This is a genomic window from Pseudorhodoferax soli, from assembly GCF_003337555.1.
In the GTDB taxonomy this organism is placed as follows: domain Bacteria; phylum Pseudomonadota; class Gammaproteobacteria; order Burkholderiales; family Burkholderiaceae_C; genus Pseudorhodoferax; species Pseudorhodoferax soli.
Genome location: NZ_QPJK01000001.1, coordinates 329,548 through 350,739, shown reverse-complemented (window position 1 = coordinate 350,739; position 21,192 = coordinate 329,548). Strand labels below are relative to the sequence as shown.

General features: G+C 72.3%; 21 protein-coding genes. 13 read left to right on the top strand and 8 right to left on the bottom strand.

The window, feature by feature from the left end; translation table 11 throughout:
• Nucleotides 1-65: 65 nt before the first annotated feature.
• Together DES41_RS39510 and DES41_RS01495 are read left to right on the top strand one after the other, a co-directional pair.
• Nucleotides 66-1,637: a methyl-accepting chemotaxis protein gene (locus DES41_RS39510; RefSeq protein ID WP_114465266.1), complete on the top strand. Its 1,572-nt coding sequence runs from the start codon at nucleotides 66-68 to the stop codon at nucleotides 1,635-1,637.
• Nucleotides 1,634-2,281 (top strand): hypothetical protein, encoded by a 648-nt coding sequence (locus tag DES41_RS01495; RefSeq protein ID WP_114465264.1) that lies wholly within the window; start codon nucleotides 1,634-1,636, stop codon nucleotides 2,279-2,281. The genes DES41_RS39510 and DES41_RS01495 overlap by 4 nt, the downstream gene beginning before the upstream one ends.
• 69 nt (nucleotides 2,282-2,350) lie before the next feature.
• Here the strand turns inward: DES41_RS01495 and DES41_RS01490 are convergent, their stop codons facing one another.
• Both DES41_RS01490 and DES41_RS01485 read right to left on the bottom strand, forming a co-directional pair.
• Nucleotides 2,351-3,151 carry an HDOD domain-containing protein gene (locus DES41_RS01490; protein ID WP_114465262.1) on the bottom strand — a complete coding sequence of 267 codons (801 nt, stop codon included), beginning with the start codon at nucleotides 3,149-3,151 and terminating at the stop codon, nucleotides 2,351-2,353.
• A gap of 167 nt (nucleotides 3,152-3,318) precedes the next feature.
• Nucleotides 3,319-4,545: an ABC transporter substrate-binding protein gene (locus DES41_RS01485; protein ID WP_114465261.1), complete on the bottom strand. Its 1,227-nt coding sequence runs from the start codon at nucleotides 4,543-4,545 to the stop codon at nucleotides 3,319-3,321.
• A 95-nt stretch (nucleotides 4,546-4,640) separates the two neighbouring features.
• Here DES41_RS01485 and bluB point away from each other — a divergent pair, with 95 nt between their 5' ends.
• A complete protein-coding gene (bluB, locus tag DES41_RS01480; RefSeq protein ID WP_170168068.1) occupies nucleotides 4,641-5,378 on the top strand; it encodes a 5,6-dimethylbenzimidazole synthase in 738 nt (245 codons plus the stop codon).
• A 15-nt stretch (nucleotides 5,379-5,393) separates the two neighbouring features.
• Here bluB and DES41_RS01475 read toward each other — a convergent pair whose 3' ends face one another.
• A complete protein-coding gene (locus tag DES41_RS01475; protein ID WP_245965536.1) occupies nucleotides 5,394-6,278 on the bottom strand; it encodes a LysR substrate-binding domain-containing protein in 885 nt (294 codons plus the stop codon).
• Nucleotides 6,279-6,431: 153 nt separating this feature from the next.
• Between DES41_RS01475 and DES41_RS01470 the strand changes: the two genes are divergently transcribed.
• Together DES41_RS01470 and DES41_RS01465 are read left to right on the top strand one after the other, a co-directional pair.
• Nucleotides 6,432-6,827 (top strand): RidA family protein, encoded by a 396-nt coding sequence (locus tag DES41_RS01470; protein ID WP_114465256.1) that lies wholly within the window; start codon nucleotides 6,432-6,434, stop codon nucleotides 6,825-6,827.
• Nucleotides 6,828-6,829: 2 nt separating this feature from the next.
• Nucleotides 6,830-7,972 (top strand): oxidoreductase, encoded by a 1,143-nt coding sequence (locus DES41_RS01465; protein WP_114465254.1) that lies wholly within the window; start codon nucleotides 6,830-6,832, stop codon nucleotides 7,970-7,972.
• An 18-nt stretch (nucleotides 7,973-7,990) separates the two neighbouring features.
• Here the strand turns inward: DES41_RS01465 and DES41_RS01460 are convergent, their stop codons facing one another.
• The 3 genes from DES41_RS01460 to DES41_RS01450 all read right to left on the bottom strand — a co-directional run bounded on the left by DES41_RS01460 (nucleotide 7,991) and on the right by DES41_RS01450 (nucleotide 10,440).
• Entirely contained in the window at nucleotides 7,991-8,353 is a 363-nt protein-coding gene (locus tag DES41_RS01460; protein WP_114465252.1) for a DUF4148 domain-containing protein, read from the bottom strand.
• Nucleotides 8,354-8,419: 66 nt separating this feature from the next.
• Complete coding sequence (locus tag DES41_RS01455) at nucleotides 8,420-9,766, bottom strand: heavy metal sensor histidine kinase (RefSeq protein ID WP_114465250.1); 1,347 nt, start codon at nucleotides 9,764-9,766, stop codon at nucleotides 8,420-8,422.
• Nucleotides 9,763-10,440, bottom strand: coding sequence for a heavy metal response regulator transcription factor (locus DES41_RS01450; RefSeq protein ID WP_114465248.1), 678 nt, complete (start codon nucleotides 10,438-10,440; stop codon nucleotides 9,763-9,765). The genes DES41_RS01455 and DES41_RS01450 overlap by 4 nt, the downstream gene beginning before the upstream one ends.
• A 123-nt stretch (nucleotides 10,441-10,563) precedes the next feature.
• On the opposite strand from DES41_RS01450, the gene DES41_RS01445 reads away from it, so the two are divergent.
• From DES41_RS01445 to DES41_RS01410, 8 genes are all read left to right on the top strand, one after another.
• Complete coding sequence (locus DES41_RS01445; protein WP_114465246.1) at nucleotides 10,564-10,908, top strand: hypothetical protein; 345 nt, start codon at nucleotides 10,564-10,566, stop codon at nucleotides 10,906-10,908.
• A 72-nt stretch (nucleotides 10,909-10,980) separates the two neighbouring features.
• On the top strand, nucleotides 10,981-12,225 hold the full coding sequence (locus DES41_RS01440) for a TolC family protein (RefSeq protein WP_114465245.1): 1,245 nt from the start codon (nucleotides 10,981-10,983) through the stop codon (nucleotides 12,223-12,225).
• Between the two features lie 23 nt (nucleotides 12,226-12,248).
• On the top strand, nucleotides 12,249-12,776 hold the full coding sequence (locus DES41_RS01435; RefSeq protein WP_114465243.1) for a hypothetical protein: 528 nt from the start codon (nucleotides 12,249-12,251) through the stop codon (nucleotides 12,774-12,776).
• A complete protein-coding gene (locus DES41_RS01430) occupies nucleotides 12,773-13,870 on the top strand; it encodes an efflux RND transporter periplasmic adaptor subunit (RefSeq protein ID WP_114465241.1) in 1,098 nt (365 codons plus the stop codon). Before DES41_RS01435 ends, DES41_RS01430 begins: the two co-directional genes overlap by 4 nt.
• A 7-nt stretch (nucleotides 13,871-13,877) precedes the next feature.
• Complete coding sequence (locus DES41_RS01425; RefSeq protein ID WP_114465239.1) at nucleotides 13,878-17,003, top strand: efflux RND transporter permease subunit; 3,126 nt, start codon at nucleotides 13,878-13,880, stop codon at nucleotides 17,001-17,003.
• A gap of 38 nt (nucleotides 17,004-17,041) precedes the next feature.
• Nucleotides 17,042-17,434, top strand: a complete 393-nt coding sequence (locus DES41_RS01420) for a hypothetical protein (protein WP_114465237.1) — start codon at nucleotides 17,042-17,044, stop codon at nucleotides 17,432-17,434.
• Nucleotides 17,435-17,498: 64 nt separating this feature from the next.
• Nucleotides 17,499-18,707 (top strand): chromate efflux transporter, encoded by a 1,209-nt coding sequence (chrA, locus tag DES41_RS01415; RefSeq protein ID WP_114465235.1) that lies wholly within the window; start codon nucleotides 17,499-17,501, stop codon nucleotides 18,705-18,707.
• A 65-nt stretch (nucleotides 18,708-18,772) separates the two neighbouring features.
• Nucleotides 18,773-19,075, top strand: coding sequence for a flagellar basal body protein (locus DES41_RS01410; protein ID WP_114465233.1), 303 nt, complete (start codon nucleotides 18,773-18,775; stop codon nucleotides 19,073-19,075).
• A gap of 22 nt (nucleotides 19,076-19,097) precedes the next feature.
• Here DES41_RS01410 and DES41_RS01405 read toward each other — a convergent pair whose 3' ends face one another.
• A complete protein-coding gene (locus DES41_RS01405) occupies nucleotides 19,098-20,024 on the bottom strand; it encodes a ketopantoate reductase family protein (protein WP_114465231.1) in 927 nt (308 codons plus the stop codon).
• Nucleotides 20,025-20,065: 41 nt separating this feature from the next.
• Nucleotides 20,066-21,190: a hypothetical protein gene (locus tag DES41_RS01400; protein ID WP_211332873.1), complete on the bottom strand. Its 1,125-nt coding sequence runs from the start codon at nucleotides 21,188-21,190 to the stop codon at nucleotides 20,066-20,068.
• Between the last annotated feature and the right edge of the window lie 2 nt (nucleotides 21,191-21,192).

The following is a 21,192-nucleotide window of genomic DNA, read 5'->3' as shown; positions in this document are numbered from 1 at the left end:
GGTGGCCGGCGCGCCGGCCGGCTGATGAAATGGCCGCGGGTTCCGCCCACAAAAGGAAAGCCGCGATGAAGCTGCGCAGCCAGGTGCTGGGGTTGGGGGTGGTCGGCGTCGTGATGGCCGGCCTCGTCGGGGCGATCGGTTTGCTCAATGGCAACCGGCTGGCCGCCGAGATCGGCCGTGCGGTCGACCTCGGCACGGCGCTGCAGAGCAGCCAGGAGGCCGACATGATGCACGACGCCGTGCGCGGCGACGTGCTGCTGGCGTTGCTGGGCGCGCAGGGCGGCAACGCTGCACAGATCGCCGAGGCGAAGCAGGACCTGGTGGCCCATGCCGGGACCTTCCAGAAGGCGCTGGCGCAGCTGCAGGAGCTGCCCACCTCGGACGAGGTCAAGCGCGTCGTGGCCACCACGCTGCCGCTGGTGTCCACCTACACCGCGGCGGCGCAGCGCATCCAGCAACTGGCCGGGAGCGATGCCGGCGCCGCGCAGGCGGCCTATCCAGCGTTCCAGAAGGCCTTCTCCGACCTGGAGACGCAGATGGCCGCGCAGGCCGATGCCATCGAGCGCAATGGCCAGGTCGTGCGCGACGAAGCCGCGCGCAGCGTGCAGACCGCGGCGCTGCAGGTGGTGCTGGCGCTGGCCGTGGCGGCGGTGCTGCTCGTCGGCGCGGCCGTCTGGCTCACGCGCCAGATGGAGCGGCCCATGGCCGATGCCGTGGGCATGGCCGACCGCCTGGCCCATGGCGACCTCACCGTCAGCGCGGCAGCGCACGGCAACGACGAGACGCGGCGCCTGCTCTCTGCCATGGCGCGCATGCAGGCCCAGTTCAGCGAGATCGTGCGCAGCGTGCAGCACAACTCCGACAGCGTGGCCCACGCCAGTGTGGAGATCGCCCAGGGCAACCAGGACCTGAGCATGCGCACCGAGCAGCAGGCCAGCGCGCTGCAGGAGACCTCGGCCTCGATGGAGGAACTGCGCGCCACCGTGCTGCACAACGCCGACAGCGCGCGCCAGGCCAATGCGCTGGCCGCCAAGGCCAGCACCGTGGCCGCCCAGGGAGGGGCGGTGGTGGGCGAGGTGGTGCGCACCATGCAGGAGATCGAGGAATCCTCGCGCCGCATCGCCGACATCATCGGCACCATCGACGGCATCGCGTTCCAGACCAACATCCTCGCGCTCAATGCCGCGGTGGAGGCGGCGCGCGCAGGTGAGCAGGGCCGCGGCTTCGCGGTGGTGGCGTCCGAGGTGCGTTCGCTGGCCAGCCGCTCGGCCGAGGCGGCCAAGGAAATCAAGGCCTTGATCGGCACCAGCGTGCAGCGCGTGGAGGCCGGCACGCGGCTGGTCGGCAGCGCTGGCGGCACCATGGCCGAGATCGTCGCGGCGATCCGCCGCGTGACCGACATCGTCGGAGAGATCACCGCCTCCAGCGACGGCCAGGCCGCCGGCATCTCGCAGGTGGGCGACGCCGTCACGCAGATGGACCGCAGCACGCAGCAGAACGCCGCGCTGGTCGAGGAGATCGCCGCGGCGGCCAGCAGCCTCAAGGGCCAGGCGCAAGGCCTGGTGAACGCGGTGGCGGCGTTCCGCTTGCCGGGCAGCAGCCCGGCGGCGCTGGACCTGCGGCGGCAGGCGACATGAAGCGCGCATGCCGCGCGGCGGCCTGGCTGCTGGCCGCATCGACGGTCTCGGCTCCGGCCTGGGCCGGTCGCCCGCTCACGGTGGACGATGCCAACGTGGCCGAGGTCGGCGGCGGCCAGCTCGAGAGCTGGTACGCCCGCCCGGCCGGCCGCGACCGGCTGTGGACGAGCGCGCTGGGCGTGGGCGTGCTGGACTGGCTGGAACTGGGCGTGGGCGTGGAGCGGAACTTCTCCGTGCCCGAAACCAGCACGGCCGTGCAGGCCAAGATGCGGCTCACGCCCTCGGTGGAAGGCGGCTGCAACGCGGGCGCCGTGGTCGGTCGCATGCATTTGCACCGCGAGCGCGGCGACGCCACCTATGTCAACGGCCTCGTCACCTGCAACCTGGACGGCGGCCCGCTGCACCTGAACCTGGGCGCGCACCGGCCCGACGGCGGCGGCACGCATGCCACCTGGGGCGTGGCCAAGGAGTTCGAACTGGGTGCGGTGACGGCCCATGTCGAGGCGTTCGGCCAGCAGCACGGCAAGCCCACGCTGCAGTTCGGCCTGCGCCGCGAGATCTTCAAGAACGTGCAGATCGACGGCACCTTGGGGCGCGCGGAGCGCAAGGCGGTGTTCAGCGTGGGGCTGCGGCTGGGGTTTTGAACCTCGGGGGCTCGTCCAGCGAGCCGGGCGGCCGAGCGGCGCCGGCGTTCTGGAGGGCCGGCGGGCCCGTCAATCCAGGTCGATGAACGACTCCGGCGCAGGGAATCTGGCGCGCATCCATTCGGTCCGCAGCTGCAATGCCTGTACCACCTCGGCCGGTAGCGCGTCGAGCATCTCGGGTCCGCCGGGCGGCATGTCAGCCAGCAGCATGGCCAGATGCACCACGGCGGCCAGCCGGTCGAAGGGCTTGCTCGCCATCGGGTCGGACGCCGCGTCGAGCGCGTGCACGATCTCGGCCGGGAAGTTCCAGCGCCGTGCCAGTTCGGCCGTGATCTGGCCTTCGCTGAAGCCGGTGAGCCGTGTCTCACGCTCCCAACGACCGCCGGGCGGGTGCGGCAGCTTCTCGATCTCGGCCAGGCTGGCCGGCTGGGCCTGCGCGATCATGAGTTCGCCCAGCCGCACCATCATGCTGGCCAGCCAGGCGTGGCTGGTGTCCAGGCCGATCTGCGACGACAACCATTGGCCGTAGCCGGCGCTGACCATGCAGCTGTGCCAGAACTCGGTGCGGCTCAGGCCGTCGACCACGGGGAACGCATCGCCCATCGAGGCAGCCAGCCCCAGGGTACGCACCCGGCCCATGCCGACGAGGGCGATCGCATCGTCCAGCGTGGCGACCCGCCGGCTCAGGCCGAAGCTCGCACTGTTGGCCAGCCGCAGCAGCCTTGCGGTCAGTGCGGCGTCCCTGGCGATGATGGCCCCAACCTCCTGGTTGGACGCGTTGTCGTCGTTCAGCGTGCGGATCAGTGCGTGCGCCACCTCCGACATCACGGGCAACTTCACCGACTGGAGGAACACGGCGATATCCGGCATGGAGGTCCTTCGACAGAGGGCGCCCAGGGGCGTGTCGTCCCATTCTGATGGAGCAACTTGCGTGTTGTGCTGTCTGGCCGACACGCGGCCGGGTGGGCGGAACAGACGGTGTGGCCAGGCCCGCGGGCCAGGCGATGCGATCCAGAGGATGGCGCGGCTGCGTTCCTTCAGCGTCCCACCGGCCGGCCCATGGCCTCGTACCGCGTGCCGTTGAAGCGCACCAGCTGCACCTTCTCGATGGGCCGGTAGTCGTCCGGGCCGGTCTTCACCTCGATGCCGGGGTGCAGCATGGGCAGCACCATCGACAGGTTGGCCGCCTGGCGCATGAGGTTCTCGCGCGTGAGGTCGTCGCCGGCCTGCCGGATGGTCTGCACCAGCGTCTGCGCGGTGGAGTAGCCCAGCACGTTGAGGAAGTCGCTGGCCTCGCCGGCCGGGTAGTACTGCTGCATGAAGGTGCGGTAGTCGGCCAGTTCGCGCGTGTCCTTCAGCGTCTCGTCGTCCGGGTCGCGGATGAACGAGGCGGAGATCACGCCGGTGGCGTTGTCCAGCCCGGCCGGCTTGAGCACGGCCTGCACGAAGATCGACACGCTGGCCAGGTACTGCAGCGGCCGCCAGCCGGTTTCGGCGGCCTTGCGGATGGCCTGCGCCGCGAAGCGCGGCGTGGCGATGTTGAAGAACACGTCCGCGCCGCTGGCCTTGAGCGCGATGATCTGGCTGTCCACCGTGGCGTCGGTCACCTCGTAGCTGGCGCGGGCCACGACCATGGTGGCGGCCTTGTCGCCCAGCGCGTCCAGGAAGCCCTTGAGGTAGTCCTTGCCGAAATCGTCGTTCTGCAGCAGCACGGCCACCTTGGCATTCGGCCGCGTGGCCAGGATGTGCTGGGCGTAGATGCGGGCCTCGTCCTGGTAGGTCGGCTGCCAGCCCATGGTCCAGGGGAAGGCCTTGGCATCGCCGAACCGCGTGGCCCCCGTGGCCACGAACAGCTGCGGCACCTTCTTCGCGTTCATGTAGCGCTGGATCGCCAGGTTCTGCGCCGTGCCCAGCGGGGCGAACAGCGCCAGCACCTCGTCCTGCTCGACCAGCTTGCGTGCCTGCTCGACCGTCTTGGCCGGGTTGTAGCCGTCGTCCACGCTGAGCAGCACGATCCTGCGGCCGTGGACGCCGCCTTCGGCATTGACCTTCGCGATGTACGCGCTGGCGGCTTTGCCGATGGTGCCGTAGGCCGAAGCCGGGCCCGAGTAGGGGCCGATGTGGCCGATGCGGACCTCGGTGTCGCTGGCGCCAGGGTCGTAGCGCTTCTGGGCGATGGCGGTGCCGGGGAGCGTGAGGGCGAGCACGGCGGTTGCGCAGGTGTGCAGGCCGCGGGCAAAAGGAGAACGGTTCTTCGGGAGCATCGATGGCGGTTGGTCAGGGGTCGCGCGGCGTCGGCCAGCAGTCTAGCCCGGCGCGGTTGCCGCGGCTTCTTCCCGGTCGCTGAAAATCCCCACCCATGCCCCTGCCTGAAAGCCCCATGTCCACGCCCGATGGCCAGCCGCCAACCCGCTTCGGCGCGCAAGACCGGGCGAGCCTTTACAGCGTGCTGCAGGAGCGCCGCGACATGCGGCATTTCGTGCCCGGAGAGGCGGTGGCGGACGAGGTGCTCGCGCGTGTCGTGCGGGCCGCCCATTGCGCGCCCTCGGTCGGCCTGATGCAGCCCTGGCGGCTGATCCGCGTGCAGGATCCGGCGCTGCGCGAGCGCATCGCGCAACTGGTCGAGCAGGAGCGGCTGGCCACGGCCGCTGCCATGCAGCAGCGCTCCGATGAGTTCCTCGCGCTCAAGGTCGAGGGCGTGCGCGACTGCGCCGAGCTGCTGGTGGCGGTGCTGGCGCCCGACGACGGCACGCTGTTCGGCCGGCGCACCATGCCGCGCGACATGGCGCTGTGCTCGGCCGCCTGCGCGATCCAGAACCTGTGGCTCGCGGCGCGGGCCGAGAACCTGGGCATGGGCTGGGTCTCGCTGTTCGAGCCGGCCGCGCTGGGGCAGCTGCTGCAGTTGCCCGAAGGCGCGCAAGCCATCGCCGTGCTGTGCCTGGGGCCGGTGCCGGCGTTCTATCCGAAGCCCATGCTGGAGTTGCAGGACTGGCGCCATGGCCGGCCGCTCGAAGAGATGGTGGCGACCGACCGGTGGACCAGCGACCTGACCAGCGACCTGACCGGCGACCTGGCCGGCGATGGGCCCGGCGCCTAGCGCCAGCCGGCGCCCTCAGCCTGGCGGCGCCTGCGACCGCAGCCACGCCAGCACGGCGCTGGTCGCTGCCGCCGGGCCGTGGTCGGCGCGTGTGACCAGGTGGTAGGCGTGGCCGGCGATGGCGGGGCCGAAGGGCTGCACGAGCTGGCCTGAGGCCAGCTCCTGCGCCACCATCGCCAGGCTCAGCAGCGCGACCCCCTGGCCGGCCACGGCCGCCTGGATCGCATGCCCTTCGTCGGAGTAGCGCAGCTGGCCCAGCGCGGCGTCCGGTTGCCATCCCGCGTGGGCGAACCAGCGGTCCCAGGTCGGGTGGGTCGGTGAGGCACTCTTCCAGTCGAAGTGGATGAGCCGCACCGTGGCCAGATCCGCGGCGCTGGCCACGCGCAGCAGCGGGTTGGCCACCGGCGCGTAGCTGTCTTCGAAAAGGACCTCGGCCACCAGGCCGGGATAGGGGCTACGCCCGTAGCGGACCGCGATGTCCACCTGGCGCTTGCCCAGGTCCACGGCCTCGTCGGAAGCGTGCAGCTGCAGGTCGATCTGCGGATGCAGCGCGTGGAAGCCGGCGACCCGCGGGATCAGCCATTTCGCCGTGAAGGCATTGGTCGCGGAGATCGTGACCTGGGCCCGTCGGTTCGGCTGCCGCAGGCGCAGCAGCACCGCCTCGAAGGCATCGAAGCCCTGCTGCAGCACCGGATACAGCTGCGCGCCGGCTTCGGTCAACCGAACCTGGCGGACCGCCCGCGCGAAGAGCGCCAGCCCGAGCGACTCTTCCAGCGCCCGGATCTGGTGGCTCACGGCCGTGGGCGTCACGGCCAGCTCTTCTGCCGCGCGCTTGAAGCTGGCGTGGCGCGCCGCGGCCTCGAAGGCACGGAGCGAGGAGAGTGGGGGAAGGCGGCGCACGTTCAGCGGTGTTGGTGAGATGAATTCATCTATTACCTGATTATTCATCGTTTGTAGAGAATTTTCGTCAGGAAGAAGATGCGTTCCTGCGTGCAGAAGGGTGAAAGCAAATCACCTGTTCTGCCATCTTCATCGCAACCGAGGAACCTCACCATGCTTGAACGCATCACGACCGAGCCCGACCACTACGCACCCTTCCTGCTGTCCCAGGGCATGCGCTTCGGCGAGCTCGTCTTCATCTCCGGACAGGCCGGTGCGGGCGCGGATGGCCGCATCGTCGAAGGCGGCTTCCTGGCGCAGGGCCGGCAGGCCTTCGCCAACCTGCAGCGGGCATTGGAGGCGGGCGGCTCGCGCCTGGACCGCGTCATCAAGGTCACGATCTTCGTCACCGACATGGGGCATTTCCAGGACGTGGTGGCGCTGCGGCGCGAGTTCTTTCGCGCGCCCTATCCGGCCGACACCATTGCCGAGGTGCGTGCCCTCTACGACGCCAAGGCCTGCATCGAGATCGAAGCGATTGCCGCAGTCGATGCGTCCGGTGGGCAGTGACCATGGAACACCACGCCCACCAGCGCCTGTCGGAGCCGCTCGCCCTCGGGCGCCTGCAGCTTGCCAACCGTCTCGCGGTGGCGCCCATGACGCGCGTCAGCGCATCGGCCCAGGGCCTTCCCACGCCGCACATGGCGGACTACTACCGCGGCTTCGCCGAAGGAGGCTTCGGGCTGGTCATCACCGAAGGGCTGTACACGGACGAGGACTTCTCGCAGGGCTACCTGTTCCAGCCGGGCATGGCCAACGAGGCGCAGCAGCAGGCCTGGCGCGGCATCATCGCCGGCGTGCAGGCGCAGGGCGCGCGCATGCTGGCCCAGCTGATGCACGCCGGCGCCCTGTCGCAGGGTAACCCGCACCGCGTGGGCACGGTGGGGCCTTCGGCCGTGCAGCCCGTCGGCCGCCAGATGCCCTTCTACCGCGGCAGCGGCGCGTATCCGCTGCCCGCGGCCATGGCGCCGCAGGAGATCGATCATGCGGTGCAGGGCTTTGCGCTGTCGGCGCGGCGTGCCCGGCAGGCGGGCTTCGACGGTGTCGAGATCCATGGCGCCAACGGCTATCTGCTCGACCAGTTCCTGTCCGAAGGCAGCAACCTGCGCGAGGACGGCCATGGCGGCGCGCTGGCGGGCCGTTTGCGCCTGATCTGCGAGGTCGCGTGGGCGGTCCGCGCGGCCGTCGGTCCGGACTTCGTGGTCGGCCTGCGCATCTCGCAGGCCAAGGTCAATGACTTCGCCTGCAAGTGGCGGGGCGGCGAGGCCGAGGCGCGCGCGCTGTTCGAGCTGCTGGGCCGGCTGCCCCTCGACTACCTGCACACCACGGAGCACATGGCATGGCAGCCGGCCTTCGGCATCGGCCCCAGCCTGGCCGCCTTGGCCAAGCGCTACGCCGGCTTGCCCGTGCTGGCCAACGGCGGGCTGCACGACCCCGCGCGGGCGGCCGGCATGCTGGCGCGCGGCGAGGCGGACTTCGTGGCGCTGGGCCGTGGCGCGCTGACGCATCCGGACTGGCCCCGGCGTGTCGCGCAGGGCCTGCCGCTGAGCGAGTTCGACGCGGGCCTGCTGGCGCCGATCGCCGATCTGGCGCATGCCGACCTGCACCGGGCCGCAGCCCGGGCGGCGCTGGAGCGGACGGCTGCGGGTCCCTGAGCCGCAGCACGGTCGTTGTCAGAGTTCGCCGCCCGGCAGCGCGCCCGCACGCAGCGCCTGCACGGCCTGCGCACGCACCTCGGCGCGCGTGGTGTCGCGGTGGTCAGCCGCCAGCTGGCCGATGTCTCCGACTTCGCCGGAGGGCGCAGGGCCGGAGGCGGCCAGTTCGCGCAGGACCTGCGCGCGGCTCAACGGCGTGCCGGTGGCGGGCGCTGTCCAGACGCCGGCTTCGCCGCCGGCCGGCCATTGGCCGCGGGCCTGTGCCTGCAGCACCGCGGCGCGCACCTGCTCTCGCGTGGGCGGGGCGTCGGACGCCAGTGCGGGCTGGGCCAGGCCGAACACGGCGGCCAGGGAGAGCAGGAGGGCGGAGGGGCGAGGCATGGTGTTTCCTTTGTCGGATGGTCCGCGCGGTGTTGCGCGGTGCCTTGCATTCTGGAAATCCAAACCTCAGGAAGCCGCACCGTTCGATGACGTTTGCGTCATCTGCGCATCGCCGAGCCACAGGCCGATGCGGGTGCGTCCCGCGGCCGATTCGGCCAGCGTGCCGCCACCATGCATGCGGGCGATCGCCGCCACGATGGCCAGGCCCAGGCCATGGTGCTGGTCGGCCTGGCTGCGCGCGGGGTCGGCGCGGAAGAAGCGGTCGAACAGCCGCGGCAGGTGCTCGGGCGCGATGGCCGCGCCGGCGTTCTCCACCGTGATGCGGGTGCGGCCGTCCGCGCGGGCGATGGCGACCAGCACCGTGCTGCCCGGCGTGGCATGCCGCGTGGCATTGCCCAGCAGGTTGGACAGCGCGCGCTGCAGCAGCCCCGCATCCACCGCGGCGGCCGCATCGCCTTCGATGCGCACCGCGAGCGCGGCCTGCTGCAGCGCGGCCTCGTGGAACTCGGCCACCTCGGCCGCCAGCGCCGCGAGGCTGGCCACCTGCGTGCGCCGCGCGCTGCTGCCGCGCTGCGCGCGCGAGAGGAACAGCATGTCCGCCACGATGTGGGCGAGCCGGTCGAGTTCCTCAAGATTGGAGCCCAGCACCTCCTGCAGCTCGGTTGCGCTGTGGGCGCGGCGCAGCGCCAGTTCGCTGCCGCTGATCAGCGTGGCCAGGGGCGTGTTGAGTTCGTGTGCGACGTCGGCGTTGAAGGCCTCCATCTGCGCGTAAGCGCTGGCCAGGCGGTCCAGCAGCGCGTTGAACTGCGCGATCAAGGGCTGCAGTTCGGCGGGCTGGGCGCGCCCGTCCAGGCGACGGGCCAGCGTGTCGGCGTCGAGCTGGCCGGTCTGCGCCGCCAGCTCGCGCAGCGGCGCCAGGCCCAGGCGCACCAGCCACCAGCCGCCGAGCGAGATCACGGCCGTGCCGCCCAGCGCGGCCAGCAGCAGCAGCCCCGCCATGCGCCGCAGCAGCGCGGCGTCGGCGCGCGGGTCCAGTTGCAGGCTGGCCTGCACGGGTGCGGGCCAGCCCTCCACGGCCACGGCGAAGCGGTGCGCGGCGGCCCGCACATCCGCCGGCAGGGGCCGGCTGAACACGGTGCGGCCGGCGCCGTCGGTCAGCGTCAGCGCCAGGTCGCCATGGCCGGCCAGCATGTCGTCCAGCAGGTGCGGCAGGTCTTCGGGCCGGTGGTCGGCGCGGCCCTCGGCCAGCAGTTCGCGCACGGCGGTTTCCTTCTGCGCGAGCGTCTCGTGGCGGCGCTGCGCCAGCGTCCAGTCCAATGCCAGGTACAGCGCGCCGCAGACCAGGCCGAGCCCGGCCAGCGATTGCAGCGCCAGCCACAGCGACAGCCGCGCGCGCAGGCTGCGCTGCGTCATGCCCTGGCTTCGAGCACGTAGCCCATGCCGCGCACCGTGTGCAGCAGCGGCCGCTCGAATGGCCGGTCCACCTTGTCGCGCAACCGGCGCACGGCCACCTCGACGATGTTGGTCTCGCTGTCGAAGTTCATGCCCCAGACCTGGGCCGCGAGTTCGGTGCGCGACAGCACCGCGCCCTGGCGGCGCAGCAGCAACGTGAGCAGGTTGAACTCCTTGTTGGTCAGCTCCACGCGCTGGCCGGCGCGCAGCACGCGGCGCCGGATCAGATCGACCTCCAGGTCGGCCAGGCGCAGCACCGTGGCCTCTGCCGGCGTGGCGCTCGCGCGGCGCAGCAGCACCTGGATGCGGGCCACCAGTTCGGAGAAGGCGAAGGGCTTGACCAGGTAGTCGTCGGCGCCGCTGCGCAGGCCGCGCACGCGGTCCTCGACCTCGCCGCGCGCGGTCAGCATGAGCACGGGGGTCTGGCGGCTCTGGCGCAGCGCGGCCAGCACGGCGAAGCCGTCCAGCCCCGGCAGCATGCCGTCGAGCACGACGAGGTCGTAGGCGTGCTGCAACGCGGCCTCCAGGCCGGTCACGCCGTCGTGCGCCACGTCCACCGCAAAACCTTCCTCGCGCAGGCCCTTCTGCAGGTACTGCGCGAGCTTGGTTTCGTCTTCGATCACCAGCAATTGCATGGGGCATTGTGTGGTGCCGGCAAGCGCTGTTTCGATGACAAATTTGTCATCCACTTCGCCATCCGGGTTGCATGTCCGGCCGCTACACTCGCGCCGCTGCTGCAACGCAGCAACCCTCCATCCATGCGCCGTTTCCTCTCTGTCGTGCTGATGCTCGTGCTCGTGCTGCAGGCCACCTGGTCTGCGGCGGCGGAAGTCTGCCGCCACGAACCGACGACGGCCGAGGCGCACTTCGGCCACCACGTGCACCTGGACGCGCACGAGCCGGCCCAGGCCGAGAACGGGCCGCAGGTGCCGCACCTCGATTGCGTGGGCTGCCACGGCGGCATGTGCGCCGCGTTGCTCGGCTGGCCCGCGGCGCTGCCGACCGGCTTGCCGGACCTGCGCCACGCCACGCCCTACCAGCGCAGCATCACCGACGGACTGCCCGAGCGGCTGATCCGTCCACCCCACCGCTTCCTCGCCTGAGCCCCTGAGGCTTTGGTCGGCCCCTGTGCGGGGCCGGTTCGCGGACGTCCGTCCGCTTCCACGAGGATTCGCATGCATTGGAAGTTTTCGCCCCGGCGGGCATCCCACCGGCTGGGCGCCGCTGTGCTGGCGTTGGCCAGCCTGCCGTCGCTGGCCCAGACGCCGCCCGCGCCCGCCAGCAGCCTGGCCGAGGCCTTCGCCCAGGCCTGGGCCCAGCAGCCCGAACAGGCCGGCACCGCCGCACGGCGCGATGCCGGCCAGGCCCAGCGCGTGGCGGCCGACCGCTGGACGCCCGAGCCGCCCGCGCTCGAAGCCGCGCTCAAGTCCGACCGGCTGAGCGGCAACGACGGCGCGCGCGAGATCGAGGCCGGGGTGGCCGTGCCGCTGTGGCTGCCGCGCGAGCGTGCGCTGACGCAGGCCCAGGCAGGCGCCGAAGGGCTGGCGCTGGAGAGCCGGCTGCGCGCGGCGCAGTGGCGCCTGGCCGGTGAGCTGCGCGAGGCCTGGTGGGCACTGCAACTGGCGTTGCTGGAGCAGCAGGCCGCCGCTGCGCGTGAAGACAGCGCGGACAAGCTGGCGCGCGACGTGGCGCGCCGCGTGGCCTCCGGCGACCTCGCGCGCGCCGACCAGAACCAGGCCGACGGTGCACGCGCCCAAGCCGAGGCCGAGGTGGCCGAAGCCGCGCTGGCCGTGGTGCAGGCGCGCCAGGCGCTCGCAGCGCTGGGCGTGCAGCCGCCGGCCGGCGTGGCGCTGGCCGAGCCGCTGCCGCAGGCCACGGCGCCCGACACCACCCATCCCGCACTGGTCGAACTCGACGACCGCGCACGCCTGGCCGCCCATGCGCAGGAATTGGCGGCCGTGCGCAAGCGCGCCAACCCCGAACTGGCGCTGCTCGTCACACGCGAGCGCGGCGCCTATGGCGAGTCCAACACCCACGCGCTGACGGTCGGCCTGCGCGTGCCGCTGGGCTCGGCCTCGGGCCACCGTGCCAAGGTGGCCACGGCCAGTGCGGAACGCATCGAGGCCGAGCAGCTGCGCGTGCTGCAGGCCCAGCGCCTCGCGGCCGATGCCGCCGTGGCGCGCGCGCGCCTGGCCACGGCCCAGGCCGTGGCCACGGCGGCCGCCCGGCGCACGGCGCTGGCGCAGCAGACGCGCGGCTTCTTCGAGACCTCGTTCCGCCTGGGCGAGACCGACCTGCCCAACCGCCTGCGCGTGGAGCTGGAGGCCTACGAGGCCGAACGCCAGAGCGCGCGTGCCCGCGTGGCCGTGCACCAGGCCATCTCCGCGCTGCGCCAGGCCCTGGGCCTGTTGCCGCAATGAACCCTCTTCGCGAAAGAACTTCCATGCGATTTCTCTTCCTGACCCTGGCGCTGCTGCTGGCCGGCCCGGCACGCGCCGGCGACGGCCACGACCATGGCGGTGCCGAACCGGCAGCCGCCGGCCCCGCGCTGCCGCGCTTCGCCGCGAGTTCGGACCTGTTCGAACTCGTCGGCGTGCTCGACGGCCACCACCTGCGCATCTGGCTGGACCACGCGCCCAGCAACGCGCCGGTGGACAACGCCCAACTGGTGCTGGAACTGAACGGCCAGCCCGTGGCGCTCAAGAGCGTGGCGGCCGGCGAGTTCGAGGCCGAGCTGGCCGCGGAACCCGGCCCCGGCACGCACCCGGTGACGGCCACCGTCACGGCCGGCGCCGATGCCGACCTGCTGGCGGGCGAACTCGACATCCACGCCGAGGCCGCTGCCGCCGAGGCACCGCATGCGCACGGCTGGCGTGCCTGGGCCCCGTGGGCGGCCGGCGGCCTGGTGTTGCTGCTCGCGCTTGTGACCGTGTTCAAACGCCGCCGTCCGAACCTGGGAGCCGCCGCATGAAGGCCGTCGCCAACCTCCTGCTCGCCAGCCTGCTGGCCGGCCCCGTGCTGGCCGGCGAAGGCCACGACCATGGCGAAGCCCCCGCGGGCGCGAACGCCAATGCACCCCAGCGCCTGCCAGACGGCAGCGTGTTCCTGCCCAAGCCCACGCAGCGCCAGATCGGCGTGCGCACGCTGGTGGCCGAACAACAGCAGCTGCCGCGCGCCTTCACGCTGGCGGGCAAGGTGGTGATGGACCCGAACGCGGGCGGCCGCGTGCAGCCCACACAGCCGGGCCGGCTGGAGCCCGGCCCGCGCGGCTTTCCCACGCCCGGCCAGGCCGTGCGCAAGGGCGAGGTGCTGGCCTATGTGGCGCCGGCAGCCGCGCCGCTGGAGCGTGCCGGCCAGGCCGCCCAGGTGGCCGAACTGCGCGCCGCGCGCGCGCTGGCCGAGAAGCGGCTGGCACGCCTGCGCGAGTTGGCCGACACCGTGCCGCGCAAGGAGATCGAGGCGGCCGAGAGCGAGCTGGCCAGCCTGGGCGAGCGGGCCGGCGTGATGGCCGGCGCGCTGTCGGGCCGCGAGGCGCTGGTGGCGCCCGTGTCCGGCGTCATCGCATCGGCCACCGCCATCGCCGGCGCCGTCGTCGATGCGCGCGAACTCGTGTTCGAGATCGTCGACCCGACACGCCTGCGCATCGAGGCCCTGGCCTACGACCCGGCCCTGGCGGCCGACATCGCGGGCGGCGCGCTGGCCGTAGGCGGCACGCGCGTGCCGCTGCGCTTCGTGGGCGCGGCCAGGGCGCTGCGCGAGCAGGCGTTGCCGCTGCAGTTCGCGGCCCAAGGGCCGGCGCTGCAGGCCCTGGCCGTGGGCCAGCCGGTGCAGGTGGTCGTGCAGACCAAGAGCCAGTTGAGCGGCGTGTCCGTGCCGGCCGCCGCACTGGCGCGCAACCCCTCGAACCAGAGCATCGTGTGGGTCAAGGTCGCGCCCGAGCGCTTCGAGCCGCGCGTGCTGACGACCGAACCGCTGGACGGCGCCAACGTCGTCGCGACCGCGGGCCTGAAACCGGGCGACCGCGTGGTCCACCAGGGCGCGAGCCTGGTCAACCAGATCCGATAGGGCGCCCATGTTCAAGTGGCTACTCGACAGCAGCCTGGCCAACCGGCTGCTGGTCATCATCGCGGGCCTGGTGCTGGTCGCCTACGGCGGCTTCACCCTGACCACCATGCCGGTGGACGTGTTCCCCGACCTCAACAAGCCCACCGTCACCATCATGACCGAGGCCGGCGGCATGGCCGCCGAGGAGGTGGAGCAGCTCATCACCTTCCCGCTGGAGACCACGCTGAATGGCCTGCCCGGCGTGGAATCGGTGCGCTCCACGTCCAGCGCGGGCCTGTCCTTCCTGTACGTGACCTTCGACTGGTCGACCGAGATCTTCCGCGCGCGGCAGATGGTGTCGGAGCGCCTGTCGGCCATGGAGGAGGGCCTGCCCGCGGGCGTGGTGCCGCGCATGGGCCCGATCAGCTCGGTGATGGGCGAGATCATGCAGATCGCGATTCCCATCGACGGCAAGATCGGGCCGATGGCGGTGCGCGAATATGCGGACTGGGTCTTGCGCCCGCGGCTGCTCGCGATCCCGGGCGTGGCGCAGGTCATCCCCATCGGCGGCGAGGTGCGGCAGTTCCAGGTGCAGCCGGACACCGCGCGCATGTCTGCCCTGGGCATCACGCACGAGCAACTGGAGGCTGCGCTCAAGGGCTTCTCGTCCAACACCTCGGGCGGCTTCCTGGAGCTCAATGGCCGCGAGTACCTGATCCGCCACCTGGGCCGCACCTCGCGGCTGGACGACCTGCGCCAGCTGGCCATCACGGCCACGGTCTCGGCCACCGGCGGCCAGCCCATCGTGCTGCAGCAGATCGCCAAGGTGGAGTTCGCGGCCGCCATCAAGCGTGGCGACGCCGGCATCGCGGGCCAGCCCGCCGTGATCCTGGGCGTGCAGAAGCAGCCCACGGCCGACACCATCGCGCTGACGCAGTCCATCGAACGCGCGCTCGTGGAAATGAAGACCGCGCTGCCCGCCGGCATGCAGGCGCCGCAGGTCACCTTCCGCCAGGCCAGCTTCATCGAAGCGTCGATCTCCACGCTGCAGGGCAAGCTGATCGGCGCCTCGGTCTGCGTGGCGCTGATCCTGCTGCTGTTCCTCGGCAACCTGCGCACCACCTTCATCGCGCTGGTGGCGATCCCCGTGTCCTTCCTGGTCACGGCGCTGGTGTTCCGCTGGTTCGGCATGTCGATCAACACCATGACGCTGGGCGGCCTGGCGATCGCCATCGGCGGGCTGGTGGACGACGCGGTGGTCGACATCGAGAACGTGCTGCGCCGCCTGAAGGAGCAGCGCGCCGCGCACCCCGGCACCTTCAATGCGCTGCAGGTGGTGCGTTCGGCCACGATGGAGGTGCGCTCGGCCATCCTCTACGCCACCGTGATCATCGTGCTGGTGCTGGTGCCGCTGTTCGCGCTGCCGGGCATGGAGGGCCGGCTGTTCGTACCGCTGGGCGTGGCCTTCATCGTCTCCACGCTGGCCAGCCTGCTGGTCTCGGTGACGGTGACGCCGGTGCTCAACCTGTACCTGCTGCCGCGCATGAAGTCGCTGGACCATGGCGACACCCGGCTGCTGGCCTGGCTCAAGGCGCGCTACCGCAACGGCCTGGCGCCCGTGCTACACCACCCGCGCAAGGCCATCGCGGCCGGTGCGCTGGCCGTGCTGGTGGCGGCGGTGGCGGTGCCGTTCTTTCCTACGACCTTCCTGCCGCCGTTCAACGAGGGCACGCTGCTGATCGGCCTGCGGCTGAACCCCGGTGTGACGCTGGCCGAGAGTTCGGCGCTGGCGGCGCAGGCCGAGCGGCTCGTGGCCCAGGTGCCCGAGGTCGCGCACGTGGGCCGGCGCAGCGGCCGCGCCGAACTCGACGAGCATGCCGAGGGCGTGCACGTGAGCGAGATCGACGTGGGCCTCCAACCCGCGGGCGAGATCACGCGCAGCATGGATGCGGTGCAGGCCGACATCCGCGCGCGGCTGCAGCACCTGCCGGCGGCCATCGCCATCGGCCAGCCGATCTCGCACCGCATCGACCACATGCTCTCGGGCGTGCGTTCGCAGATCGCGGTCAAGATCTTCGGCGAGGACCTGGACCAGCTGCGCGGCCAGGCCGAGGCGCTGCGCGCGCGGCTGGCCACGGTGCCGGGCCTGGCCGACCTGGAGATCGAGAAGCAGGTGCTGGCGCCGCAGATCAAGGTGTCCATCGACTACGCGGCCGCGGCGCGGTACGGCGTGCCCGCGCCGCAGGTGCTGGCCGTGCTGCAGAGCCTGGTCGAGGGCGAGCGCGTGACGCAGATCGTCGAGGGCAACCGGCGCTTCGCGCTGGTGGTGCGGCTGCCGGAAGAGGCGCGCTCGGTCGACGGCCTGGCGCAGATCCTCGTGGAGACGCCCACGGGCCGCGTGCCGCTCTCACTGCTGGCGCGCATCGAGGACAGCGACGGCCCCAACCAGATCAGCCGCGACGATGGCAAGCGCCGCATCGTGCTCTCGGCCAACGCGCAGGGCCGGCCGCTGTCCGAGGTGGTGGCCGACATCCGCGCCGCCGTGGCCGCGCACCCGCTGCCCGAGGGCCTGTTCGTCACGCTGGGCGGGCAGTTCCAGGCGCAGGAAGAGGCTTCGCGCCTGGTGGGCCTCTTGTCCATCGTCTCGCTCGTCGGCATGTTCGTGGTGCTGTTCAGCCGCTACCAGAGCGCGCGGCTGGCGCTCCTGATCATGGCCAATATCCCGCTGGCGCTGGTGGGCGCGGTGCTGGGGCTGTGGATCTCCGGCCAGCCGCTCTCGGTGGCGGCGCTGGTGGGCTTCATCACGCTGGCCGGCATCTCGGTGCGCAACGGCATCCTGAAGGTCAGCCACTACATCAACCTGATGCGCTTCGAGGGCGAGGCCTTCGACCACCGGATGATCCTGCGTGGCTCCATCGAGCGGCTGAGCCCGGTGCTGATGACGGCGCTGGTCACGGCCTTCGCGCTGGCGCCGCTGCTCTTCGAAGCCGAGCGGCCCGGCACCGAGATCCTGCACCCGGTGGCGGTGGTGATCTTCTCCGGCCTGGTCAGCTCCACGCTGCTGGACACCTTCCTCACGCCGGCCATGTTCTGGCTGTTCGGCCGCAAGGACGCCGAGCGGCTGGCGCGCGACGACACGGCCGAGGCGCTGTGATGCCCTTTTCTCCAACCTTCCTGCAACGAGGACACACCATGAAGACCCTGACCCTCACCCTGTTCGCCGCGCTGAGCCTGGCCGGCGCCGCTTCGGCCCAACAGGCCCACAGCCATGGCGCAGCCCACGACCACCAGCCCCTGCACGGCGGCGTGGTGGTCGAGGCCAGCGACATGGACTTCGAGCTCGTGGCCAAGGCCGACAGCATCGCGCTGTACGTGCGCGACCACGGCAAGGCGGCTGACCTGAAGGGCGCCACGGGCAAGCTCACCTTGCTGGCCGGCAGCGCCAAGACCGAGGCCGCGCTGGCGCCGGCCGGCGACCGGCTGGAGGCCAGGGGCAGCTTCCCCACCGCGGCCGGCACCAAGGTGGTGGCCACCGTGCAGCTGGCCGGCAGGAAGCCGGCGAACGTGCGCTTCGCGTTGAAGTAGGGCGACGCCGGGCTGTCGTGCGGGGCGCATAGCATGCGTTCCTTTTGCGTGCTGCGACTTGCCGATGCCCGTTCCCACCGTCCGAACCGACAGCCCCTGGCGCGTGCTGCTGGTGTTCCTGCGGCTCGGCCTGACCTCGTTCGGCGGGCCGGTCGCCCACCTGGGCTACTTCCGCACCGAGTTCGTGGAGCGGCGGCGCTGGCTCGACGACCGCGCCTATGCCGACCTCGTGGCGCTGTGCCAGTTCCTGCCGGGGCCGGCCAGCAGCCAGGTGGGCATGGCGCTGGGCCTGGGGCGTGCCGGTGGCTGGGGCATGCTGGCGGCCTGGGTGGGCTTCACGCTGCCGTCGGCCTTGCTGCTGGTGGCGCTGGCCGAGCTCATCGTGCGGCAGCCGGCGCTGGCCGCGGCGGGCTGGGTGCACGGCCTCAAGGTGGCGGCCGTGGCCATCGTGGCCCAGGCCGTCTGGGGCATGGCACGCACGCTGTGCCCGGACCGCCAGCGCGCCGCGCTGGCCATCGTGGCCGCGCTGGTGCTGCTGGCCTGGCCCGTGGCGCTGGCCCAGGTGCTCGTGATCGCGGCCGCGGCGCTCGCGGGGCGCTGGCTGCTGCGGCTGCCGGCTGCAGCGGCCGCGCCTGCGCCGCAGCGCTGGCCGCTGTCGCGCCGTGGCGGCGTGCTGGCCCTGGTGCTGTTCCTGCTGCCGCTGGCCTTGTTGCCCCTGTGGGCTGCGGTGGCCGGCACGCCGACGGCCGCGCTCATCGACGGCTTCTACCGCGCCGGCGCGCTGGTGTTCGGCGGCGGCCATGTGGTGCTGCCGCTGCTGCAGGCCAGCGTGGTCCCCGGCGGGGTGCTCGGCAATGCGGAGTTCCTGGCCGGCTACGGTGCGGCGCAGGCGGTACCGGGCCCGCTGTTCACCTTTGCTGCCTATCTCGGTGCGGCGGCCCACTGGCCCTGGCAGGGCTGGGTCGGCGGGCTGATGCTGCTGCTGGTCATCTTCGTGCCGGCCGCGCTGGTGCTGCTGGCTGCGCTGCCGTTCTGGCAAACGCTGCGCGGGCGGCCGGGCGTGCAGCCCGCGCTGGCCGGTGTCAACGCGGCCGTGGTCGGCGTGCTGCTGGCCGCGCTCTACGACCCGGTCTGGACCAGTGCCATCCAGGGCCGCAACGATTTCGCGCTCGCGCTGGCGGCCTTCGGCCTGCTCGTGGTGGGGCGCTGCTCGCCTGTGTGGGTGGTCGCGTTGGCCGCGCTGGCGGGCCAGGCGCTGGCCTGGATGTCGTGACGGCGCACGAATCTTGCCAATTATTCGCTTGATCGATGAGCGGATGAGTGGCCCAATCTCGTTCCATGGCCCCCCTCTCTTCCATCGCTTCCAGCGGCATGCAGGCCGCCCAGCAGCGGCTGCAGGCTTCCGCGCACAACGTTGCCAATGCGCAGACCGAGGGCTTCACGCGGCTGGAGGTGGTGCAGCAATCGCGCAGCGAGGTGGGCGGCGTGGACGCAGCGACCCGGCGCGCTGAGTCGGTCGGCATGTCGCTGGAATCCGAGATGGTCGACCAGCTGTCGGCCAGGAACGCCTTCGTGGCCAATGCCACCGTGTTCCGCACGGCCGACCGCATGGCCGGCGCGCTGCTCAACGTCTACGCCTGAGGCGACCCCCGCAAGCGGCCGCCTAGGCTGCAGCGGCCTGCTGCAGGTAGACCTGCAGGTGCACATGGGCGGCCTGCAGCGTGGGCGCCGGCACGCCGTGGCGCGCGGCGCGCACCAGCATGTCGCCGACGATGCCGTCGGCCTCCAGCCTGGCCATGCCGGCGTCGATGTCGCGCGCCATCGATGCCTTCCACGCCGAAGCAGGATTGAGCAGCAGGCCCTTGATCTGCGCGACCGCGTCCGGCGCCAGTGCGAAGCCTTCGGCCGAGGCGACCTGCAGGCACTCGGCCAACGCCGTCTCGACGAAGCCGCGGCCATGCGCCGTGGCCAGGATCTGGGCAATGGTGCCGCGGAACAGGCAGGTCACCGCGGCGCCGCTGCACAGCATGACCCACTTGGTCCACAGCTGCTGCGCGATGTGCGCGTCCACCGCGCGCAGGCCCGGGCTGCGCGCCAGCAGGCCATACAGGTCATCGGCCAGCAACTGCAGCTGCGGCGTGCGCGCACCCAGGACCACCCGGTCCGCGGCGCCCAGGTGGCGCGTGGACCCATCGGGCTGCAGTGCCACGGCGATGTAGGCCACGCCGCCCAGCACCGATGCCTTGCCGAAGGCGGCGTCGAGCAGGTCGTAGGTCTGCATGCCGTTGAGGAAGGGCAGGATGGCCGTGCGCGCGCCGACGGCCGGCGCGATGCTGCGCATGGCCTCGGGCAGGTCGTAGGTCTTGCAGGCCAGCAGCACGACGTCGGCCTCGGGCAGGGCGTCGCCGGCTTCGACCACGTCGACCGCGCCGGAGAAGTCGCCCAGCTCGCTGTGGACGCGCAGGCCGTGCGCGCGCAGCTGCCGGGCGCGCGCGCTGCGCACGAGGAAGGACACGGAGGCGCCGGCCTGCAGCAGCCGGGCGCCGTAGTAAGCGCCGATGGCGCCGGCGCCGAGAACGAGGATCTTCATGGGGTCACCTGTGGGTGGGGGGATGGGGCGCGTGCATGCGGTCAGCGCACGCCGGGGAACAGGGCCGGCCGTGCCGCGGCAGCGGGCAGCACGCAGGCCACGTCGTGCCGGCAGCCCGGCACCACGTGCAAAGGCCGCGGCCGGGCCGGCTGCAGCACCTGCTGCTCGTAGGCGGCATAGCCCTGGGCGCGCTGCAGCCGGTATGGGCCTTGCAGCTGGGCGGCGCAGCCGTGGTCCAGCACCTTGTCGGCATTGCCGGGGCCGGGGCCGTCGTCGAGCCCGCCGGCCAGGTAGGCCAGGTCCGCGGCGCGGTAGCGCGCACGGGCGGCCGCCGCGTCGCCCAGGTGGGCCGGCAGGTCGGCCACGCCGTACTTCCACTGGTCGTAGTGCGGACATGCCGCGGCATCGGGCGTCTGCATTGCCCACCGGCAGGCCGCCGGGGCATCGGCTGCAGGGCTGCACGGCGATGGATCGGCCGCGCCACCGCCCGCCGGCCGTGGCCGCACCGGATCGAAGTACAGCCAGGTGCCCGGGTCGGCGATCACATGGCGCAGCCGCACGCCAGGCGGCGCTGCGGCTGCAAAGGCCACGTGGTGCTGCAGCAGCTGGGCGCCGGCCGAGAAGCCCGCGAGCGTGACGGTGCGCAGGCTGGGCCACTGGCGCGCGAGTTCGGCCACAAGCGCATCGAGTGCCGCGAAGGAGGTGATGGGCTGCGCCCCTTCGGACGCCTCGCCGGCCAGCCAGGTGCCGCAGCGCCACCGTGCATCGCCGGCCTGGGCGGTCGTCTCGCCGGGCGTGTGGCAGCGCTGCGCCTGCGCTGGACCGACCTGGAACAGCGGCGCCACGACCAGCACGCGGCCCTGCAGGCCGGCGCCCTGCACCGCAGCCAGCCCGGCGTTGAAGCTGTGCGCCGCATCGCGCGGGTAGCCGTGCATGACGAGCAGGGCGGTGTCGGGTGCCGGTGCGGCGGCGGGTTGCTGCGACACGTAGTAGGCCAGCTGGCCGGCATCCTGCGGCAGCGCCAGGCGCAGCAGGCAGCCGGCGGGCTGGGCCTGCCGGTCGCAGGCGGTGCCGGGGTCGGTGGCCGGCGTGCTTGGCACGGCGGGCGCTGCCTGCGCGCTCAGCGCCACGAGCAGCCCGAGGGCGCAGGCCCATGCGCGCGCCATGG

Excerpts from the sequence above, each read along its gene's own strand:
- DES41_RS01435 (WP_114465243.1), top strand. The coding sequence starts at position 12,249 with ATGCGATTTCTCTTCCTGACCCTGGCGCTGCTGCTGGCCGGCCCGGCA.
- DES41_RS01430 (WP_114465241.1), top strand. The coding sequence starts at position 12,773 with ATGAAGGCCGTCGCCAACCTCCTGCTCGCCAGCCTGCTGGCCGGCCCC.
- DES41_RS01450 (WP_114465248.1), bottom strand. The coding sequence starts at position 10,440 with ATGCAATTGCTGGTGATCGAAGACGAAACCAAGCTCGCGCAGTACCTG.
- DES41_RS01405 (WP_114465231.1), bottom strand. The coding sequence starts at position 20,024 with ATGAAGATCCTCGTTCTCGGCGCCGGCGCCATCGGCGCTTACTACGGC.
- chrA (WP_114465235.1), top strand. The coding sequence starts at position 17,499 with ATGCCCGTTCCCACCGTCCGAACCGACAGCCCCTGGCGCGTGCTGCTG.
- bluB (WP_170168068.1), top strand. The coding sequence starts at position 4,641 with ATGCCCCTGCCTGAAAGCCCCATGTCCACGCCCGATGGCCAGCCGCCA.
- DES41_RS01425 (WP_114465239.1), top strand. The coding sequence starts at position 13,878 with ATGTTCAAGTGGCTACTCGACAGCAGCCTGGCCAACCGGCTGCTGGTC.
- DES41_RS01420 (WP_114465237.1), top strand. The coding sequence starts at position 17,042 with ATGAAGACCCTGACCCTCACCCTGTTCGCCGCGCTGAGCCTGGCCGGC.
- DES41_RS01465 (WP_114465254.1), top strand. The coding sequence starts at position 6,830 with ATGGAACACCACGCCCACCAGCGCCTGTCGGAGCCGCTCGCCCTCGGG.
- DES41_RS01485 (WP_114465261.1), bottom strand. The coding sequence starts at position 4,545 with ATGCTCCCGAAGAACCGTTCTCCTTTTGCCCGCGGCCTGCACACCTGC.
- DES41_RS01470 (WP_114465256.1), top strand. The coding sequence starts at position 6,432 with ATGCTTGAACGCATCACGACCGAGCCCGACCACTACGCACCCTTCCTG.
- DES41_RS01495 (WP_114465264.1), top strand. The coding sequence starts at position 1,634 with ATGAAGCGCGCATGCCGCGCGGCGGCCTGGCTGCTGGCCGCATCGACG.
- DES41_RS01490 (WP_114465262.1), bottom strand. The coding sequence starts at position 3,151 with ATGCCGGATATCGCCGTGTTCCTCCAGTCGGTGAAGTTGCCCGTGATG.
- DES41_RS01455 (WP_114465250.1), bottom strand. The coding sequence starts at position 9,766 with ATGACGCAGCGCAGCCTGCGCGCGCGGCTGTCGCTGTGGCTGGCGCTG.
- DES41_RS01445 (WP_114465246.1), top strand. The coding sequence starts at position 10,564 with ATGCGCCGTTTCCTCTCTGTCGTGCTGATGCTCGTGCTCGTGCTGCAG.
- DES41_RS01440 (WP_114465245.1), top strand. The coding sequence starts at position 10,981 with ATGCATTGGAAGTTTTCGCCCCGGCGGGCATCCCACCGGCTGGGCGCC.
- DES41_RS01410 (WP_114465233.1), top strand. The coding sequence starts at position 18,773 with ATGGCCCCCCTCTCTTCCATCGCTTCCAGCGGCATGCAGGCCGCCCAG.
- DES41_RS01460 (WP_114465252.1), bottom strand. The coding sequence starts at position 8,353 with ATGCCTCGCCCCTCCGCCCTCCTGCTCTCCCTGGCCGCCGTGTTCGGC.
- DES41_RS01400 (WP_211332873.1), bottom strand. The coding sequence starts at position 21,190 with ATGGCGCGCGCATGGGCCTGCGCCCTCGGGCTGCTCGTGGCGCTGAGC.
- DES41_RS39510 (WP_114465266.1), top strand. The coding sequence starts at position 66 with ATGAAGCTGCGCAGCCAGGTGCTGGGGTTGGGGGTGGTCGGCGTCGTG.